Source organism: Erwinia sp. AnSW2-5 (assembly GCF_045107195.1).
In the GTDB taxonomy this organism is placed as follows: domain Bacteria; phylum Pseudomonadota; class Gammaproteobacteria; order Enterobacterales; family Enterobacteriaceae; genus Erwinia.
The window spans coordinates 318,219-336,413 of record NZ_JBJGXA010000005.1; the positions used below are offsets into that span (position 1 = coordinate 318,219).

General features: G+C 54.2%; 19 protein-coding genes. 15 read left to right on the forward strand and 4 right to left on the reverse strand.

What is annotated here, in order from left to right; genetic code table 11:
* The first annotated feature begins 80 nt into the window (after nt 1-80).
* Nucleotides 81-257, forward strand: a complete 177-nt coding sequence (locus ACFL9S_RS05930; protein WP_405260906.1) for a hypothetical protein — start codon at nt 81-83, stop codon at nt 255-257.
* A 99-nt stretch (nt 258-356) separates the two neighbouring features.
* On the opposite strand, the gene ACFL9S_RS05935 is transcribed toward ACFL9S_RS05930, so the two are convergent.
* Complete coding sequence (locus ACFL9S_RS05935) at nt 357-1,775, reverse strand: MFS transporter (RefSeq protein ID WP_405260907.1); 1,419 nt, start codon at nt 1,773-1,775, stop codon at nt 357-359.
* 116 nt (nt 1,776-1,891) lie between these two features.
* On the opposite strand from ACFL9S_RS05935, the gene ACFL9S_RS05940 reads away from it, so the two are divergent.
* From ACFL9S_RS05940 to ACFL9S_RS05995, 12 genes are all read left to right on the forward strand, one after another.
* Nucleotides 1,892-2,746 carry a helix-turn-helix transcriptional regulator gene (locus tag ACFL9S_RS05940; protein ID WP_405260908.1) on the forward strand — a complete coding sequence of 285 codons (855 nt, stop codon included), beginning with the start codon at nt 1,892-1,894 and terminating at the stop codon, nt 2,744-2,746.
* A 62-nt stretch (nt 2,747-2,808) separates the two neighbouring features.
* Complete coding sequence (locus tag ACFL9S_RS05945; protein WP_405260909.1) at nt 2,809-3,684, forward strand: NAD(P)-dependent oxidoreductase; 876 nt, start codon at nt 2,809-2,811, stop codon at nt 3,682-3,684.
* A gap of 206 nt (nt 3,685-3,890) precedes the next feature.
* Nucleotides 3,891-4,346: an RrF2 family transcriptional regulator gene (locus ACFL9S_RS05950; protein ID WP_405260910.1), complete on the forward strand. Its 456-nt coding sequence runs from the start codon at nt 3,891-3,893 to the stop codon at nt 4,344-4,346.
* Nucleotides 4,347-4,583: 237 nt separating this feature from the next.
* Complete coding sequence (locus ACFL9S_RS05955; protein WP_133844997.1) at nt 4,584-4,928, forward strand: helix-turn-helix domain-containing protein; 345 nt, start codon at nt 4,584-4,586, stop codon at nt 4,926-4,928.
* Between the two features lie 330 nt (nt 4,929-5,258).
* Entirely contained in the window at nt 5,259-6,287 is a 1,029-nt protein-coding gene (locus ACFL9S_RS05960; RefSeq protein ID WP_405260911.1) for an isopenicillin N synthase family dioxygenase, read from the forward strand.
* Nucleotides 6,288-6,304: 17 nt separating this feature from the next.
* Nucleotides 6,305-7,108, forward strand: a complete 804-nt coding sequence (locus tag ACFL9S_RS05965; RefSeq protein WP_405261069.1) for a MetQ/NlpA family ABC transporter substrate-binding protein — start codon at nt 6,305-6,307, stop codon at nt 7,106-7,108.
* Nucleotide 7,109: 1 nt separating this feature from the next.
* The gene (locus ACFL9S_RS05970) at nt 7,110-7,901 is read left to right on the forward strand and encodes a methionine ABC transporter ATP-binding protein (protein ID WP_405260912.1); all 792 of its coding nucleotides are present in this window, start codon (nt 7,110-7,112) and stop codon (nt 7,899-7,901) included.
* Between the two features lie 23 nt (nt 7,902-7,924).
* Complete coding sequence (locus tag ACFL9S_RS05975) at nt 7,925-8,557, forward strand: methionine ABC transporter permease (RefSeq protein WP_405261070.1); 633 nt, start codon at nt 7,925-7,927, stop codon at nt 8,555-8,557.
* An 88-nt stretch (nt 8,558-8,645) separates the two neighbouring features.
* On the forward strand, nt 8,646-9,665 hold the full coding sequence (locus ACFL9S_RS05980) for an AI-2E family transporter (RefSeq protein WP_405260913.1): 1,020 nt from the start codon (nt 8,646-8,648) through the stop codon (nt 9,663-9,665).
* A gap of 204 nt (nt 9,666-9,869) precedes the next feature.
* A complete protein-coding gene (locus tag ACFL9S_RS05985; RefSeq protein ID WP_405260914.1) occupies nt 9,870-10,826 on the forward strand; it encodes an AEC family transporter in 957 nt (318 codons plus the stop codon).
* A gap of 253 nt (nt 10,827-11,079) precedes the next feature.
* Nucleotides 11,080-11,892 carry a hypothetical protein gene (locus tag ACFL9S_RS05990; RefSeq protein ID WP_405260915.1) on the forward strand — a complete coding sequence of 271 codons (813 nt, stop codon included), beginning with the start codon at nt 11,080-11,082 and terminating at the stop codon, nt 11,890-11,892.
* A 395-nt stretch (nt 11,893-12,287) separates the two neighbouring features.
* Nucleotides 12,288-12,752, forward strand: a complete 465-nt coding sequence (locus ACFL9S_RS05995; RefSeq protein ID WP_405260916.1) for a fimbrial protein — start codon at nt 12,288-12,290, stop codon at nt 12,750-12,752.
* A 542-nt stretch (nt 12,753-13,294) separates the two neighbouring features.
* Here ACFL9S_RS05995 and ACFL9S_RS06000 read toward each other — a convergent pair.
* Complete coding sequence (locus ACFL9S_RS06000) at nt 13,295-13,453, reverse strand: hypothetical protein (RefSeq protein WP_405260917.1); 159 nt, start codon at nt 13,451-13,453, stop codon at nt 13,295-13,297.
* 208 nt (nt 13,454-13,661) lie between these two features.
* On the opposite strand from ACFL9S_RS06000, the gene ACFL9S_RS06005 reads away from it, so the two are divergent.
* Both ACFL9S_RS06005 and ACFL9S_RS06010 read left to right on the forward strand, forming a co-directional pair.
* The gene (locus ACFL9S_RS06005; RefSeq protein ID WP_405260918.1) at nt 13,662-14,579 is read left to right on the forward strand and encodes a sugar ABC transporter substrate-binding protein; all 918 of its coding nucleotides are present in this window, start codon (nt 13,662-13,664) and stop codon (nt 14,577-14,579) included.
* A gap of 182 nt (nt 14,580-14,761) precedes the next feature.
* Nucleotides 14,762-15,673 carry a LysR family transcriptional regulator gene (locus ACFL9S_RS06010; RefSeq protein WP_405260919.1) on the forward strand — a complete coding sequence of 304 codons (912 nt, stop codon included), beginning with the start codon at nt 14,762-14,764 and terminating at the stop codon, nt 15,671-15,673.
* Here ACFL9S_RS06010 and ACFL9S_RS06015 read toward each other — a convergent pair whose 3' ends face one another.
* Both ACFL9S_RS06015 and ACFL9S_RS06020 read right to left on the reverse strand, forming a co-directional pair.
* A complete protein-coding gene (locus tag ACFL9S_RS06015; protein ID WP_405260920.1) occupies nt 15,674-16,786 on the reverse strand; it encodes an alkene reductase in 1,113 nt (370 codons plus the stop codon).
* A gap of 126 nt (nt 16,787-16,912) precedes the next feature.
* Nucleotides 16,913-18,094, reverse strand: a complete 1,182-nt coding sequence (locus ACFL9S_RS06020) for an MFS transporter (RefSeq protein WP_405260921.1) — start codon at nt 18,092-18,094, stop codon at nt 16,913-16,915.
* Between the last annotated feature and the right edge of the window lie 101 nt (nt 18,095-18,195).

Here is an 18,195-nt window from a genome sequence, read left to right on the forward strand (position 1 = left end):
TTAGCATGAATTGCTAATATTTCGGGTAGTGAAATAATTCGACGATACGCACAGCAATCCATGAACCTGAGAGGATATGCATGACTATTCAGGCACGGCAGTTAACGCTTAATCATCAATTGCGCCAATTTGGCGCGCTGGTCAAACTGGCTATGATCCGCTCTACGCCGCAGAGTGTGGAAGTCTGGACCATGAGCGGCAATCGTCTTCGTTTTACACCCACTCAGCAGGTTGAAGCCCAGTTCGTCGCCTGTTAAGTGACCCCCGTTGCGAAGAACGCCCGGCACCGCTGTAAAAGTGGGGTCGGGCATTCCTGACCCCCAGCTCCTTCTTTCAGAACCTTTATCGCTGCCGCGTCAGCCCGTCTGCGTTGCCATTCTGCGACGTGACATTAGCGTCCGTACCACCAGTAACAGCATAATCAACCACTCTGCTGCCAGCGCCGTCAGCACCGCATGCTGATAATTACCCTTAACTTGCAGCGCCTGGCTGAACACCGTCCCCAGCAGCATCGGTCCCAGACCAAACGCGGCTTGTTGCACTGTCGACAGCATCGCGCTGCCTGCGCCTGCGTGATCTTTCGGCACCTCGGCCAGGCCAATGCGGAAGAAGCAGCTGACGATAAACGACTGCCCGAAGCCGATCAGCGCCGTCGCCGGGATCAGGCTTATCACCCCAATTTGCTGCCACTCTGTGTTAAACGTCAGCATCAGCGCCAGCAACCCTGTCATCTGCACCAGACAACCGATCAACAGCGTGGTCACTTTGCCCAGTCGCTCGACGATGCGCGTCGACAGTAGCGAACCGATAAAGTAGGCCACGCCCAGAGCAATAAAGGCATTACCTGACTGGAAGGCGCTCAGACCCAGGCCCGATTGCAGCGTCAGCGCCACTACAAACATAAAGCCGCTCCAGCAGGAAAAAAACAACACGGCAATCGATAAGCCGAACCGCACGCTATACAACTGCATCAGTGCTGGCGGCAAGAGTGGCGCGCCGCCCTGTTGTTCGATGCGCTCTTCTACCTGCCACAGGCGTTTCAGAAGCAGTGGGAAGGCGGCAAGCAGGGCAATACATGGCCACGACCAGTGCAGCAGCGGGCCTAATGCCAGCGCGACCAGCAGGCAGCCAATGCCGCCAGCCAGATACAGCGTTCCCGCCCAGTCGATGGCGACGCGCTGCTGTTTTTTCGTTTCAGGTATGGTGCGGTGGGCCATCAGCAGAACCAGCAGGCAGATGGGAATATTAATCAAAAACACGCTGCGCCAACCGTAGCCGCCCGGATTGGCGTTTATCAGAAACCCCCCCAGCACCTGACCAATGATAAATGCCATGCCGCCAATGCCGCCGTACAGGCCGAGTGCGCGTGAATGCTCACGTCCGTGCAGCGTCACATGGAGGGTGGCCAGGATCTGCGGCACGATCAGCGCAGCGCCGATCCCCTGCAAGGCGCGCGCCAGCAATAACGTCCACACATCAGGGGTGATCCCGCACAGCAGGGAAGCGATGGCAAACACCACCACGCCGATGCAGAAAATACGGCGGCGGCCAAAGTTATCACCGAGGCGGCTTCCCATCGCCAGGCTGACGGCAAAGGCGATGCCGTAGATCGCGACTATCAACTCCAGTTGGATGGGGCTGGCGTGCAGCGAGGCGGACATGGCATCGAGTGCCACATTGACGATAGAAAAATCAATCATCGGTAACAGCTGACCCGCTAACAGCACTATCAGACCGCTATGGCCGAGAGAGGTGGAATCAAAACCGCTTTTCATGGTGCGTAACCCTTGTGTTAATCAGTATCCGGGCATAGCATCAGGGCATTCTTAAACGGGTACCAGTTCTTGATTATCATAGTACCTGAACTACCTGCCTGAGTGGAGCGAACCCCATGAGCGAGATCCCGCTGTCGTTGAGCAGCAGTGAAAAAAACCGCCAGCTGCTGGCAACATTTTTACGTAGTCGCCGTGAAAGCATTGACCCGGCACGGCTGGGGATGCCGCATCATCGCTCACGACGCACGCCGGGATTACGCCGTGAAGAGGTGGCCCAACTGGCGGATGTGGGCGTCACCTGGTACACCTGGCTGGAGCAGGGGCGTGAGATAAAACCGTCATCGAAAACGCTGGCCGCGATTGCGACGGCGTTACAGTGTAACGAGGCTGAAACGCAGCATCTGTACCGCCTGGCCGGGCATCCGATGCCCGCCACCGCAGCGGCAAAAACCTGTGCCAAAGTATCGGCGCATGGGCAGATCCTCCTCGACAGCCTTAATCCGCTACCCGCCATAATCCAGACCCCGCGCTTCGATATTCTCGGTTATAACCCGGCGTGGTGCCGCCTGATGAATGTTGATCTGGAAAGCATTGCGCCAGAAGACCGCAACTGTATTGTACTGGCGTTCACCCATCCGCAATGGCGGCAGGCGGTCGTGGATCAGGAACAGCTGATGCCGCATATGGTCGCGCTGTTTCGTACCCAGATGGGCGAACACCTCGACGACCCGCGCTGGCAGGAATTACTGGAACGCCTGTTGTCAGAATCCGATGAATTTCGCGCCATGTGGCAGCGCTATGAGATCCGCGCCATCGACAATCACGTCAAGCGCTTTTACCATCCTGATGTGGGCATTATCACGCTGCGGCAGAATAACTGGTGGTCTGCACCGCGCAACGGCGACCGTCTGTTGGTTTATATTCCCGATGATGAACCGAGCGCGGCGGCACTCAAAAAAATCACCGATTAACTCTTCTAAGGTTCAGGCATCCCTGAGCCAATCACGAAACATGACAAGGACAGGAAGTGACAATGAATCAACACCCTTCGGTCGCGGTGCTCGGACTGGGCGCTATGGGCCACGCTTTCGCAGCTAATCTGCTAAAAAAATCATTTCATGTTTCCGGCTGGAATCGTACACGAGCGCGAGGTGAGGATCTCATCGCAGCCGGATTGATACTGTGCGATACCCCGGAACACGCAGTGGCAGATGCGGAAGTGATTATCGTGATGCTTTCTGATGGCGACACCACGCTGGCGACCTGCGCGCAGATCTTGTCATTACTGAAACCGGGTGCGGTACTGTGCCAGATGGGCACCATCGGCGTTGACGCCACACAACAGCTGATTGACAGCATTCACCAACAGCGCCCGGATGTGGTACTGCTGGATGCCCCGGTATCTGGCACCAAAGCTCCCGCTGAACAGGCACAGATTCTGGTGCTGGCCAGCGGCGACCGTCAGCGTGCTACCGCTATTGAACCGGTGTTTGCGGCGATTTCCAAAGGGGCAAAATGGCTGGGCGAAGCGGGCGCGGGTTCTAAAATGAAACTGGTGGCTAACGCCTGGCTGGTTTCTGTGATGCAGGGTGTGGCGGAGAGCACGCAGCTGGCACAGCAGTTTGGCTTCACCCCGGATGATTTCTGGCAGGTACTGGACGGCGGCCCGCTGGCGGCACCTTATGTGAAAGGCAAACTGGCGATGATCGCCGCTGGCGAGTACCCGGCGCAGATGCAGCTGACCTGGGCGCTGAAGGATGCCCGGCTGGCGCTGGATGCGGCAGGCGACCGGCCGATGCCTGTGCTGCACACCATTGCCACCCAGTGGCAGGGCGCAGTCGATGCCGGTTATGGCGATAAAGACTTGTCCGTGGTCTATCGTTACCTGCACGAGCAGAACAAAAAATAGCCTATAAGGCGGGCAGGGCGCTGTGTATAAATCCCTGCAAATCATCATGATATGTCCAATAGCCCATAGTGCTTAGTCCACTGCTTCATAAATGTGTCAAAGTTTGTTATATTATCAACTCATATATTTTATAGTTTACTGATTTTTAATGCTTTTTATTGCAGTGATTCGTTTCCAGATGAACAGAAAAAAGCAAGGATCACATCATGCTTGATATTCGCTTTCCCACCGCTTTACAAATGGTGTTGTGTATCGCCAAGGCGGATGGCGAGGGGCACCGCTGCACCAGTAAAATCCTCGCCGATGGTTTAGATGCCAACCCGAGTTTTGTGCGCAAAATGATGGTGCCCCTGACGCGTGACGGCATTATTGTCTCGACGCTGGGCCGCTGCGGGACGATCCGTCTTGGCCGCCCGGCAGAGCAAATTACGTTGTGCGAGATTTATACGTCAGTGATTGAAGATAAACCCTTGATGGCAGGGCGCCCGGAGGTTCCGGCGCTGTGTGTGGTCAGCGCCAATGCCTGCTGGTACTTCAAACAGCTGGCAAAAGAAGCCGAACAGGCTTCCCTTGATGTACTGGCAAAACGCACGATCGCTGATGCCCTGCGTGACATCATGCAGCGTGACTGCCTCAATCCGGAGCCGCGCTGCGCATCCTGAGCCTCTCCTGACCCCCTGCACACACTGCGTGCGGGGGCCTCTCTTTTTGAACCTCCCCAAATAGCCCGATATCGACAATGTACGAAAGACTGTGGATCGCACTTAATGCAACAATAAAACTTGCATTATAAGAGTGGCTGCCTTACCGTAATTAAATGCATTCGTGAAAGTTGCTTTTTAGCATTCACCCATAAATATTCATCTATAAATAGTGACCAACAAATCAGGGGAAGTCCGATGAGCCATGATGATTTTATTAACGATCTCGTAAAGTGGATCGATACGCATATTGAAGGAAAGATGGATTTAGACACCGTTTCTGCCCGTGCCGGTTACTCAAAATGGCACCTGCAGCGTATGTTTAAACAACATACTGGCCATGCGCTGGGTGAATACATCCGTGAACGCCGCCTGAAAAAATCCGCTGAACGTCTCGCAAGGGGCGGTGAGCCGATTCTGGACGTGGCGATCAGTTTTGGTTTTGATTCTCAGCAGTCGTTTAACCGTAGCTTTAAGCGTCAGTTCGGCCAGTCGCCGGGCGCATGGCGTCGTCAGGTTCAAATTGCGGCCCACGCCGCCTGACAGCAACCGCCCCTGATAGGTGAGCGGAGACAGTTTCTCCGCTCACCTCAGTCATCAATTGCCATTTCACGGCGCCACGTTGTCAAATACCCGCCCAGTCCCGATTCCACCCCCATCATGTCTGCCGCCACCTTCGGATAATCGTCACTGACGAAAATAACAATCACGCATTTAGAATTGCAGATTGACGTTATCCATCTATGTATAAACCTTTGCCACTATTGATATTTTACCGCCAGCCCAAAACACGGAATATTCTCCTTATAAGACAGCAATAAGGAGAAGGGCAGCGCGGTTCGTTGTGCTCCCTGAACCCGTTACGGAGCCACCATGACCCAGATTACTTCATTACCGATCCTCGACTTCTCGCAGCTGGATGGCACTGCCGAACAGCAGCAGGCGTTTTTACAAAAACTCAGCCGTTCCGCGCGCGATGTCGGTTTTTTCTACCTGATTAACCACGGCGTTGATGCGCAACTGTCGACGCAGGTGCAGCAGCTGTCGCGTCAGTTTTTTGCCCTGTCGGACGACGACAAGCAGCAGGTATCGATGATCCACTCTCCGCATTTTCGCGGCTATAACCGGGCGGGATCGGAACTGACGCGCAGCCAGCCTGACTGGCGTGAACAGTTTGATATTGGTGCCGAGCGCCCGGCGCTGCCGCTGCAATCCGGTGAAGCGGGCTGGAAGCGCCTGCAGGGACCGAACCTGTGGCCGGAAGCGCTGCCGCAACTCAAGCCAACGCTGCTGCACTGGCAGCAAGAAATGACCGCCATGTCCCAGCGTCTGCTGCGTGCTTTCGCTCAGGCACTCGAACTGGCCCCGGATGCCTTCGACCCGCTGTACGGTGAAAAACCTAACGAACATATCAAGCTGATCCGCTACCCCGGCCAGACCGCAGACACCACCAGCCAGGGCGTGGGTGCGCACAAAGACTCCGGCTTCCTCAGCTTCCTGTTGCAGGATCAGCAGCGCGGTTTGCAGGTGGAAGTGGAGCCGGATCGCTGGGTGGATGCACTGCCATTACAGGGGGCCTTTGTGGTCAATATCGGCGAACTGCTCGAGCTGGCCAGCAATGGTTACCTGCGTGCCACCGTTCACCGCGTGGAATCCCCTCCCAACGGGCAGGATCGCCTGTCGATTGCCTTTTTCCTTGGCGCACAGCTGGATGCCGTGGTGCCGGTTTTCACGCTGCCGGAAGAGATTGCCCGTCTGGCACAAGGCCCGGCGAGCGATCCGCTCAACCCGCTGCTGCGTGATGTCGGCTGGAACTATCTGAAAGGGCGGCTGCGCTCCCACCCGGACGTCGCCGCCCGCTGGTATCAGGAATTACAACAACAACCTCAACACACCGCTTAATTGAAGGAACTGAAATGATTAAACATGCTCCATTTTCTCTGGCAGGGATCGCATTATCCGTAACACTGGCTTTTTCCGCCCATGCGGCAGATACGCTGCGCGTCGCGGCCGATGCTGTGCCGCACGCTGAAATTCTGAACTATGTGAAAAAAATCGACCCCTCACTCGACATTAAAATTATCGAGCTGACCAGCGGCATCAATGCCAACGAACTGCTGGCGCATGGCGATGTCGACGCCAACTATTTCCAGCATGTGCCGTATCTGCGCGATCAGGAAAAAGCCCTGGGGCAGAAATTCACCGTAGCGGCCACAGTACATATTGAACCGCTCGGCATCTATTCACATAAAGTGAAAAACCTGAAAGATGTGCCGCAGAACGGGACCGTTGCGGTGCCAAACAACGTCACCAACCTGAGCCGCGCGCTCTATCTGCTGCAAAGCCAGGGCGTAATCACCCTGAAACCGGGCTTCGACGACCCGGCAAAAAATCAGGCGACGCCGAAAGATATCGCCACTAACCCTAAGAACCTGAAAATTCTTGAAGTGGAATCACCACAGATCCCGCGCTCGCTCGATGATGTTGATCTGGCGATCATCAACGGCAACTATGCGCTGGAAGCGGGGCTGAACCCGGCCAAAGACGCACTGGGCCTGGAAAGTGCCAAAAATAACCCGTATGCCAATATCCTGGTGACCACACCCAAATTGGCTAACGATCCGCGCATCAAACAGCTGGCGAAAGATCTGGAGTCGAAGCAGGTCGCTGAGTTTATTCAGCAGACTTACAACGGCTCGGTGATCCCGGTCGGGGGGAAGTAACATGATTGATATCGAGAATGTCACCCGGCGCTACAGCCCGGACCAGCACCCGGCGCTGGATAATGTCTCGCTGACCGTCCCTGACGGGTCGATATTCGGCATTCTCGGCCGCAGCGGGGCAGGGAAAAGCACCCTGATCCGCTGTCTTAATTTGCTCGAACGTCCCGACGCCGGTCGGGTGCTGGTCGACGGGCAGGACATCACCCGCCTGAGCCAGACCGCCTTGCGTCAGCAGCGGCAGCGCAGTGGGATGATTTTTCAGCATTTCAACCTGCTGCACTCGCGCAGCGTGGCGGGTAACGTGGCCGTGCCGCTGGAAATTGCCGGGGTAAAAGCCCCACAGCGGCGGGCACGCGTGGCGGAACTGCTGGATTTGGTGGGGCTGAGTGATAAAGCTCACGCTTTTCCCTCCCAGCTTTCCGGTGGACAGCAGCAGCGGGTCGGTATTGCGCGGGCGCTGGCAGCACAGCCGGGATATCTGCTCTGTGATGAAGCGACAAGCGCCCTGGATGTGGAGACGACGTCATCGGTGCTGGCGTTATTGCAGCAGATTAATCAGCAGTTTGGTCTGACGATCGTGATGATCACCCATCAGCTGGAAGTGGTGAAAGCGATTTGCGATCGCGCCGCGCTGCTGGAGGGCGGCAAAATCGTAGAGATCGGGGCGCTGAGCACGCTGCTGCGTCAGCCTGGCTCGGTGCTGCGTAAAGCGCTGCTGCACGATCCGCAGGCGGAACAACGTTTCCTGCAACGTCACGGTATCCACGGAGGTGAACTGTGCGCGGTAGCCTAGATCTGAATGAACTGTGGGAACTGATGTCGGCGGCAACGCTGGAAACCCTGTATATGGTGGCGCTGGCCGGGCTGTTTACCTTTCTGATTGGCCTGCCGCTGGGCGTGCTGCTGAAGGTTGGGCGCCACGATGGCATTCTGCCGCTGCCACGCCTGAATGCGCTGCTGGGTGCGGTGGTTAACGTAGGGCGTTCGCTGCCGTTTGTGGTGCTGCTGATTGCGCTGATCCCACTGACGCGCATCATTGTCGGTACCACGCTGGGCAGCAGTGCGGCGGTGGTGCCGATCACCATTGGCGCCATCCCGTTTTTTGCCCGCATCGTTGAAAATGCGCTGGATGAGGTCAACAAAGGGCGCATCGAAGCCATTGTGTCGATGGGCGGTAGCGGCTGGCATGTGGTCAGCAAGGTTCTGCTGCCGGAGGCGCTGCCCGCGCTGCTGGCGGGCATGACGCTGACGCTGGTGATGCTGATTGGCTTCTCCTCGATGGCGGGCGTCATTGGCGGTGGCGGGTTAGGTGACCTGGCGATCCGCTACGGTTACCAGCGCTTTAACCAGCCGGTCATGATTGGCACCGTAGTGGTGTTGATCCTGCTGGTGCAGGGGGTACAGATGGTGGGCGATCGGCTGGTGCGACGGCTGGCTTATCGTCGTTAATTGAGTAAAATCTAACGCCCGCGATTTCACGTCCGCATAGTATACTGTCTGAATTCGCTTCATTTTTTTCCTTCAGACAGGATTAGTCATGGAAATACGGAACGTTAATCGGGCGCAATTATGCCAGGTCACCAGCTACGGCTTGATATTTATTGCGCTATTTGCCATCTTCCCGCTGCGTTTGTTGCCCTGTTTTCTTGCCGGTTTTATCGTTTATGAAACCATTCTGGCCTTGACACCGTTAGTGGAACGCCTGGTGAAGGGGCCGATTGCCCGCTGGATCAGCATTATGTTCCTCAGCGTGGTGATTATTCTTTCGCTGGTCACCGGCATCACCAAGCTGATCGGCTTCCTGTTGCATGACTTCCAGAACCCCGCCGCCTTCCACGCCACGGCCAGCAAACTGCTGGAGGATGCCCAGCACACGTTGTCGCCCGTTATTACGCGCTATCTGCCCTCGGACATTGATGATCTGCAAAACCAGGTGGTCACCTGGCTGCGTGAACATCTGGTGGTGGTGCAGACCTTTGGCCGCAGTGCCGCGCATACCTTTGCCACCATGCTGATTGGCATGTTGTTGGGCGCGATTATCTCGCTGCGCAACAGCAGCGGTATCCGCCCTGAAGCCCCCCTGAAACAGGCGATGCTGGACCGTTTATCGACGCTGGTGGCGGCTTTCCACAATGTGGTGTTTGCGCAGATTAAAGTGTCGCTGGTCAATACGCTGCTGACCTGCGGCTTCCTGTTCGGCGTGTTGCCGATGTTTGGCCTGCATTTCCCGTTTGCTAAAACCGTGGTGGTGCTGACCTTTATCGCCGGGTTGCTGCCGATTATTGGTAATCTGATTTCCAATACGGTGATTGTGCTGATCGGACTCTCTATTTCGCTGGAAGCCGCGATGATTGCCCTGATTTACCTCGTGCTGATCCACAAGCTGGAATACTTTATCAACGCGCGGATTTTTGGCAGCCGTATCAGCGCCAAAACCTGGGAGATCCTGTTGGCGATGCTGGTGTTTGAATCGGCCTTTGGCCTCGCCGGCGTCGTTGCCGCCCCGGTATATTACGCCTACCTGAAAGCGGAGCTGCGAGCGAGCAGACTGATTTAGGGGTTAGCGATTTAGTGGTGTGGCCTGTTTCATTAGGCGTAATTGTCGCAGCCAGTTTGGACACGGACAGCGCTTCAATCCCGGAGCGTACACGAAGTACGTGAGGATTTTGAGCACTGCCCTGGTTCAAATTGGCAAGTAAAATAGCCTAATGAGACAGGCTAATATTTTGGCCGGGTCAAAACCGGCCCTGACGGATAATCCATGTCGCTATTTGCCACGCTGCTCCATCAGATCTTTATTTCCATGCCGCTGTTTGTCCTGATTGCTCTGGGATGGCTGCTGGTGCGCTGGCGTCAGTGGCCGGAGAGTATGACCAGCGCCATTAACCGGCTGGTGTTCCGCGTGGCGCTGCCTGCCATGCTGTTTCGCCTGATGTGTGATTTCAGCGACGGTCCCCCGGTGGATGCCCGCCTGCTAATCGCCTTCTTTGGCGGCTGCCTGCTGGTGTTTGTCATTGGCCGGGTGGTGGCCTCTAAGGTGTTTAAACTCGATGGCGTGGCAGGTTCAGTGTTTGCCCTCGGCGGGATCTTCTCCAATAACGTGCTGCTCGGCCTGCCTATCGCCCGCGTAATGCTGGGCGATGAGGCGATCCCCTCCGTTGCGCTGGTGCTGGTGTTTAACGGCTTAATTCTCTGGACGCTGGCAACCGTGTCGGTGGAGTGGTTTAAGCACGGCGCGCTCAACCTGAAAGGCTTCGGGAATACCGCGCTCAGCGTACTGAAAAACCCCCTGATTATCGGCATCCTCTCCGGCACCTTATTCAGCCTGACCGGGTTGCCGCTGCCTGTCTTCGTTGACCAACCCGTCACCATGCTGGGACAGATCGCCGTGCCGCTGGCGCTGGTGGCACTGGGCATGAGCCTGGCGAGCTACCGGATTAAAGAAGGGCTGGCCATCAGCTATGCGCTCAGCGCCATCAAGCTGATCGTGCAACCGCTGGTGGTGTGGGGGCTGGCCTGGATGATTGGGCTGCCGCCGCTGGAGAGTAAAGTGGTGGTACTGCTGGCCTCGATGGCCGTGGGCGTAAACGTGTATTTGATGTCGCAGCAGTTTAACGCTCTCACCGGGCCAGCGGCGACGAGCATGTTGCTGACCACGCTGTTCTCAGCGCTAACGACACCGCTGTTTATGCTGGTGATGGGCGTGGTTTATGGGTGAGTTTCTATTTTCATCCCGACCATCGTTATACTTATCGGTTGTTAATTTGCTTTGATGGTCCACAAGGGTCTGCGTATCGATACCTTGTTCCTGTTCCAGGTATAAGCGCTCGGATAACGACTGCTGTTTATGAAGCCAGGCGGCGTTCCGGATGACCAGCGTAGCTCAGATTTACTATGGACTCTTGAGAAGATAATCGTTAATACTGCATGGGAAATCGACGAGATTCACCAATGTGTATAAGGAGGATGGTATGTATTGGAAAGGTATACCTTTTGAACTCAGTAGTAATCAAATAGCAGAGCGTGTCAGCCTTGCGTTGGAGTCAATTCCTAAAATTGTTATTGATTCCCCGCCTGATTACACGTCGACAATTTCAACAGTAATAGTAAGTATTATTGCGGGTCTGATTCCTGCAGCAATTGCTATATGGACTTTTAAGCGTAATGCGGATAACACCAGAAAAGAAAGGGCTTCTCAAGAGGACTTTTTGGTAAAAGAAAGAGCAGCGCAGCATGATTTTTTACAAACTGAACGTCTTGCTCAACAGGAGTCGCTTGCACAAGATAGAGAAATTCAGCTATTGATTTCAAAGCAGAGTTTCAATATGCAGGTTTTATCTGCAAATCGACAAGCATGGATAAATTCCCTCAGAGATTATAGCGCAGAGTTTGTTGCGGCGGCACATCAAGCTATCTCTGACACAGTTGACTATGCTTTCAATGTTAACTTTGGAAATAAAATTAATGATACCGGTGCTAGAGAAAGTAATTTTATAGCTCGCGAAGCCATTCGGATTAGAATGAATAATTCTCTAGGTATGGTAAGGCTTCTTTCCACAAAAATAAATATGATGCTAAATCCACTTGAAGATGATTTTGAAAATGTTAGCGGTGTTTTTGGTCGTATTTTAAATTTAAATTCAAATGCTTTGAAAAAAGTTATAGATGATGGTGTTGTTTATGAAGGATTGTTCCCTGAGCTTAATCTTGCAACTAATGATTTCACCCGAATCATTCAGTGTATTTTAAAGAAGGAGTGGGAAAGAGTTAAATTAGGTGTTTAATAGTTAAATATGAAATCAATCTTGCGGTGCCTTTGCCCTCTACCCAAAAAACCACACATGGCACCAGCGGTAATCGTAGCCGGTACGGCCAATTTATTAGTTAGATATTCAATAAGAAAATGGTACAACCTTGCGGTTTCGATATCTGAGAATTATTGGATGAACTGTGAGTGTTCGTTCTGAAGATCTGACTCATAGAGTATCCAATCCGGCATCATTTATTTACCCTATAAGTCACAATTCCCCACAAAACTCCTGCCACACCTTACACAACACCCCTCCATCGCACAATAAATCACCACGTGGTGTTATAGCTGCAAGGCGTTATTGGCGCTGAGTAATAACCAAGTTAAACACTCTCATTATTTATTAACGGTTGTATTAAAGGAGTTCGTATGACTAACGGAATTGTTAATTTCAACGCAGCAGTGATTAGTGGATCAATGACCCTCCCATTCGTCCGTCGTGCTATTGAATCGGGCGTTACGGGGCCAACTGAAGATATTCATGTTGATATGGGGCAGGTGAGTGAACATCATTTTCCTGTGGTGGGTGAAACGGCCTCAGTCGTGATGTTTGAAATGCGCTTTAATAACCAGGATGCACAAAAAGTTCGTATCACTTTTAACGGCATTGCTTCCGACGTCATCAATGGGGTGATTGGCACAACCAATCCCACGGTAGGTGTTCAGTTGCGAGACGAGAGCGGCAATATTGTGCCAGTGAACGAAGCACGCGACTATCCGTTATACCCAGGCCCGAATGTTATCAGGTTCACCTCCAGCCTGATTGCCACGCGCGTCCCTGTGATGGCAGGTCCTCTCGGTGCCATTGCCGTCTTCACACTGGCGTACATGTGATACTGAGTTAGCTAAACGTCAGCCCCGGCATCGTCCGGGGCTTCGTTGTTACTGCGGAGGTGCAAAACCTTCCCTGATGTACTCCTGCAGTTCTGCCCCGAAGTACCAGGCAACCAATCCAAAACCAATAACGACAACAGTAATAATTTTCTTGTTCATGGCGACGACATCCTGCGTTGATAGGGGGATATCTTGCCATGTGTGGCGCAGAGGCTGAAGTGTTTAACAGGGTGTTTACCGGAATTTTATTTTATGCTGCCAACCGTATAATTATCAGGCAATCAATAGCATAAACATGCTGCTTCTTCGATGCCCGGTCTCGCGTTCCTCGAGGGCTATCATTTCGACTCTGGCATAATGTGCTGTCTGGCCTGCGGTGAATCGGTCAGGCAAGGGAGTCAGTCTCCGATCGCCAGGCATAAAAAACCCGGCTTTCGCCGGGCGGTATAATCTGCACCATTAACGGAACCAGCAATGATCCCGAGCTAAGAATAGTCACAGGTCATAAAAGCGCCAGCCAGAATGGGAAATATAATTTTTTCTTAACTCACCATAATGCCAACCACCAGATTGACCAGGCCCGCCATCATCATTACCCCGCCAGGGATAAGATAGTTTTTGTCTTTGTTACGCAAGAAAAGGGCGATAAAGAACAGTCCGATAGCCAGTATTGGCAGGCCTGTGAGGATAAATGTCGACATGCTGACTCCTTAGCAAGACGTCTTTCAGTCCAATAGAAAGGGAGCACAGTATAACCCAGGCAATGGCGCTTAACGGTAAAGCGTGACCGATGTTATGGTTTCGTTAAATTTAGATTGCTGACAAATCATTTATTTCATTATTCTCTAAAGGCGGTTATTAAATTTCATTTACCCCGTGCGAACATCTTGCTGCCTTTGGAGAATAATAATGAAACATATGAAAAAACTGCTGCTGGTTGCGGCGCTGAGCTGCTCCACGTCGGCACTGGCTGAAACCATTGGTGTCTCGATGGCGTACTTCGACCAGAACTTCCTGACCATTATTCGCCAGGCGATCGATAAAGAAGCGAAGGCGCGCGGGATCACCGTACAGTTTGAAGATGCACGCGGCGACGTGGGGCGTCAGACCGATCAGGTTCAGAGTTTTATCAGTGCCGGTGTAGATGCGATTATCGTGGACCCGGTCAACTCGGCGGGCACTCCGGCGATGACCAAACTGGTCAGCCAGGCGAAAGTGCCGCTGGTGTATGTCAACCGCACGCCGGGTGATAAAACACTGCCGCCGGGCGTGGTGTTTGTAGGCTCTGACGAAAAGCAGTCAGGCACCCTGCAGATGGAAGAGCTGGCGCGGCTGGCTAACTACCAGGGCAAAGTGGGCGTGATGATCGGTAACCTCAGCGATGCGGGTGCGCTGCAACGTACCAAAGATGTTGAGCAGGTGGTGGCCAAATACCCGAAAATGAAGGTGGTGCAAAAGCAGAGCGCTAACTACTCGCGCAGCGAAGGCATGGACCTGATGCTGAGCTGGATCACCAACGGAGAAGAGATCGATATCGTGGCCGCCAACAACGATGAAATGGCGATCGGTGCCATTATGGCGCTGCAACAGTCCGGTAAAAAAGAGAGCAAAGTGCTGGTGGGCGGGATTGATGCGACGCCGGACGGCCTGAAAGCGATGTCCTCCGGTAAAATGCAGGTGACGGTATTCCAGGATGCGGTAGGCCAGGGCAAAGCCTCAGTCGATGTGGCCCAGCGTATGATCAAAGGCGAAAAACTCGATTCCTATCACTGGATCCCGTTTGAGCTGGTCACCCCGGACAATATGAAAAAGTACGAAGATAAGTAATCCTCCCACCTCTACGGCCCTGTGAATACGGGGCCGGTTCCCCGCTATTGTTGCCCTCTCTTTTTAGCGTCAGCGCGCAATAATCCGCTTTCGCTCACCACTCTTCGGACATAGATTCTACAATGAAGCCAGGCAGTAAAGGGTAAGCTGATGCCCGCAAGCAGGCTGAAGAGGAGAAATCTGTGCGTAAAACCGATCATCTGGGCGGCATCACCGCCTTTGTTACCACGGCGCAGCAGGGCAGTTTTACGGCCGCCGCCGAACGGCTGGGCCTGACAAAATCCGCCGTAGGAAAAAGTGTCGGGCGCCTTGAGGAGCGGCTGGGGCTGACGCTTTTTCAGCGTTCCACCCGCAGATTAAGCCTGACCCCGGAAGGTGAACGTTTTCTTATCAGCTGCCAGAATGCGATGGATATCCTTGAGCAGGCAGAAGCCGAGCTGACCTCGCATATCTGCCATCCGTCGGGGCGGCTTCGGGTGGATTTACCCGCCGCCTTCGGCCGACAGCGCATTCTTCCCATTCTGTTAAGCATCACCCGCCGCTATCCCGATCTGGCACTGACAGTCACCTTTAGTGAGCGCTTTGTCGACCCGATCGAAGAGGGCATCGACCTGGTGATCCGCATTGGTGAACTGGCCGACAGCAGTGGGCTGGTGGCACGCAGGCTGACCACGCAAAAACTGGTGATCTGCGCCGCGCCGGACTATCTGCAGAACAGAGGTGAACCACAATCGGTGGAAGAGCTGAGCCAGCATCACTGCGTACTCGGGTTCCGCCGCAACCAGCCGATCTCGTGGCTGCTGAAGGAAGCCGATGGGCAGGTGACGCGCTATACGCCGCCGCCAACGCATGAGTTTGCCGATGGCGATGCGATATTGTCCGCGACGCTGGCCGGATGCGGGCTGGCGCAACTGCCGCTCTGGCTGGTGGGAAAACATCTGGAAAATGGCGAGTTGCGAGAGGTGTTAAGCGGCCACTCCGGCGGCGAAATGCCGGTCAGTGCGCTGTGGCCGAAAAGCCGTCAACTGCTGCCTAAGATACGCCACGTGGTGGATACCCTGATTAAGGCAGCAGAAGACGGCCAGCTGGACTGATTACGTATTGTTAGCCGCATCCGTGTAGAACGGATAGTCGGTATAACCTTTCTCATTGCCGCCGTACATCGTCGCCCGATCAACCTCATTGAGCGGCCAGTCATGGGCCAGGCGCTCGACAAGATCAGGGTTAGCGATAAAAGGGCGGCCGAAGGCGATCAGATCGGCTTTGCCTTCCTGTAAATACGCTTCGGCACGCTGCTTATCAAAGCCACCGGCGATAATCAGTGTGCCGTCATAAGCGGCTCTGAATTTTTCGACAAAACCATCAGGAATGGCCTGTGCACCCAGCGTCTGCTGATCGCTGAGGTGTACAAAAGCCAGATTGCGCTCGCTGAGTTTTTTCGCCAGTGCCAGCCATGTCTCTTCCTCTCCCTCAAACGCGTGCATATCAAACAGGCGGCCAAAAGGTGCCAGACGGATACCCGTTTTTTCTGCACCAATCGCCTGCGCGATAGCATCGGTGACTTCAAGTACAAAACGCAGACGGTTTTCCACGCTCCCGCCGTATTCGTCATCACGGGTATTCAGGCCGCCGTTAATAAACTGCTCCAGCAGATAGCCATTTGCCGCGTGGATCTCCACGCCGTCAAACCCGGCACGAATAGCATTTTCAGCGGCATGAACGTAGTCCTGTACCACTGCCTTTATTTCTTCGGGCGTCAGCGCATGGGGAGTGGAAACCGGTACCTGCCCTGGCTGCCCCTGATCGTCCAGGGCATAACAGTTGGTGTTCTGCGCCCGCACGGCAACCGAGCTGACGGGCGCCTGGCCATCAGGTTGCAGGCTGGCATGCGAAATACGGCCAACGTGCCAGAGCTGGATAAAAATTTTGCCATTTTTATCATGCACGGCCTGGGTGGTTTTTTCCCAGCCCTTAACCTGCGCGTCGTTATAAATGCCAGGTGTGTAGAGGTAACCCTGGCCCTGAACGGAGATCTGCGCACCTTCGGAAATAATCAGCCCGGCGGAGGCCCGCTGCTGGTAATACGTTGCGGTCAGATCATCGGCGCTATCACCGTCTCTGGCCCGCGAGCGGGTCATCGGTGCCATGACGATACGATTAGTCAGGGCGGTATCACCGACGGTGAATGGGGTAAAGAGTTTGTCCATGTTTTTCTCCTTTAGTTTCATCAGGTTGCCTTTATGATGGGGGCAGGAAGCGGCAGAGAAAATAGCTGTCTGTTCCGAACAGTGTTGCCATAAATTCTACTCTGCCGCTGTCTTGTGGCAGGCCGTTTAGCGGGCGTGCTGTGCCAGTACTGTCAGGGTTTTGGCATCTGAACGCTGCTTGATCACAATGCTGACAAAGGCCAGCAGCGCAAAAATAACGCTACTCAGCACCACGGAATGCGTTCCCAGATGGGCAATAAACCAGCCGCCTGTCAGAGAACCCATGGTGATGCCGAGATTGGAGAAGGACATATACAGACTGTTGGCAAATTCAGGCGCTTCGCTGGCTTCACGCATCAACCATGTCTGGCTGACCACCAGACCGGAGGAGTGAAACACGCCCCAGAACAGCGTCAGCAGGCACATGGCAGGCAGTGAGAAACCAAAAAGCCAGACCAGCAGGAAAATCAGCGTATACAGCAGCGGGTAAAACAGGGTGGTTTTCACCACGCTTTTTTGCAGGAAGTGGCTGAAGACGAAATTGCCGATAAACCCGCAAAGGCCAAACAGGATCAGCATCGCGCTGATGCTATTATTCCCCAGATGAGTAACCCGGGAGAGGTAATCCGCCACGTAGCTGAAGCTGGAAAACATCGCGGCAAACACCAGCGTGACGGTCGAAATCGTCAGCCAGAGTTTCCCCTTGCGCAGCACAGAAATCTGGCTGGCAAACGACACCTTTTGCGTGGCAGGCATCGACGGCATAAAGCACAACACGCCGATCAGCGCCAGCACGCAGGCCGCCGCCCCGAAGTAAAACGCCGCTGCCAGCGAAAGATGTTCAGCAATCAGCGAGCTCAGCGGCACGCCAAGCACCAGCCCGATCGCCACCCCGGCAAACACTTTTGCCGCCGCACCCGCCGCTTGCTCTTTCGGCACCGCGTTCGCCGCCACAACCAGCGCCACGGCAAAGAACACCGCATGCGCGAGGGCGGGCAGAATGCGAAACAGCAGCATCATATTAAAAGCATCAGTGGTGGCATAAATCAGGTTAGAAACGATAAACACCAGCAGAATGGTCAGCAGCACCTTTTTTTTATTTAACCCTGACAGCAGCAGCGTAATAAACGGGCCGGTGATCGCCACAATCACCGCATAAATACTGACGAGGAACCCGACCTGAGTCGGCGTGACATGAAGTTGTGAAACCAGCTTTGGCAGCAGGCCGATAATCGCGATCTCCGTGGTGATCACCCCGAAAACGGCGACAGACAGAGCCAGTAAAAGCAGTGTGCTTTTATTTTGCATAAAAAACCCTAATGGAAAGCGTGCAGATGAACAGGTGTTATGGTCCGGCGTAAGGCCCGGAGCGCCTATCATCGCGAACTTCCACGACATCGGAAATAGGT

Bases quoted from the DNA above. Each gene is read 5' to 3' on its own strand.
- ACFL9S_RS05930 (WP_405260906.1), top strand. From the start codon at position 81: ATGACTATTCAGGCACGGCAGTTAACGCTTAATCATCAATTGCGCCAA.
- ACFL9S_RS05935 (WP_405260907.1), bottom strand. From the start codon at position 1,775: ATGAAAAGCGGTTTTGATTCCACCTCTCTCGGCCATAGCGGTCTGATA.
- ACFL9S_RS05940 (WP_405260908.1), top strand. From the start codon at position 1,892: ATGAGCGAGATCCCGCTGTCGTTGAGCAGCAGTGAAAAAAACCGCCAG.
- ACFL9S_RS05945 (WP_405260909.1), top strand. From the start codon at position 2,809: ATGAATCAACACCCTTCGGTCGCGGTGCTCGGACTGGGCGCTATGGGC.
- ACFL9S_RS05950 (WP_405260910.1), top strand. From the start codon at position 3,891: ATGCTTGATATTCGCTTTCCCACCGCTTTACAAATGGTGTTGTGTATC.
- ACFL9S_RS05955 (WP_133844997.1), top strand. From the start codon at position 4,584: ATGAGCCATGATGATTTTATTAACGATCTCGTAAAGTGGATCGATACG.
- ACFL9S_RS05960 (WP_405260911.1), top strand. From the start codon at position 5,259: ATGACCCAGATTACTTCATTACCGATCCTCGACTTCTCGCAGCTGGAT.
- ACFL9S_RS05970 (WP_405260912.1), top strand. From the start codon at position 7,110: ATGATTGATATCGAGAATGTCACCCGGCGCTACAGCCCGGACCAGCAC.
- ACFL9S_RS05975 (WP_405261070.1), top strand. From the start codon at position 7,925: ATGTCGGCGGCAACGCTGGAAACCCTGTATATGGTGGCGCTGGCCGGG.
- ACFL9S_RS05980 (WP_405260913.1), top strand. From the start codon at position 8,646: ATGGAAATACGGAACGTTAATCGGGCGCAATTATGCCAGGTCACCAGC.
- ACFL9S_RS05985 (WP_405260914.1), top strand. From the start codon at position 9,870: ATGTCGCTATTTGCCACGCTGCTCCATCAGATCTTTATTTCCATGCCG.
- ACFL9S_RS05990 (WP_405260915.1), top strand. From the start codon at position 11,080: ATGTATTGGAAAGGTATACCTTTTGAACTCAGTAGTAATCAAATAGCA.
- ACFL9S_RS05995 (WP_405260916.1), top strand. From the start codon at position 12,288: ATGACTAACGGAATTGTTAATTTCAACGCAGCAGTGATTAGTGGATCA.
- ACFL9S_RS06000 (WP_405260917.1), bottom strand. From the start codon at position 13,453: ATGTCGACATTTATCCTCACAGGCCTGCCAATACTGGCTATCGGACTG.
- ACFL9S_RS06005 (WP_405260918.1), top strand. From the start codon at position 13,662: ATGAAACATATGAAAAAACTGCTGCTGGTTGCGGCGCTGAGCTGCTCC.
- ACFL9S_RS06015 (WP_405260920.1), bottom strand. From the start codon at position 16,786: ATGGACAAACTCTTTACCCCATTCACCGTCGGTGATACCGCCCTGACT.
- ACFL9S_RS06020 (WP_405260921.1), bottom strand. From the start codon at position 18,094: ATGCAAAATAAAAGCACACTGCTTTTACTGGCTCTGTCTGTCGCCGTT.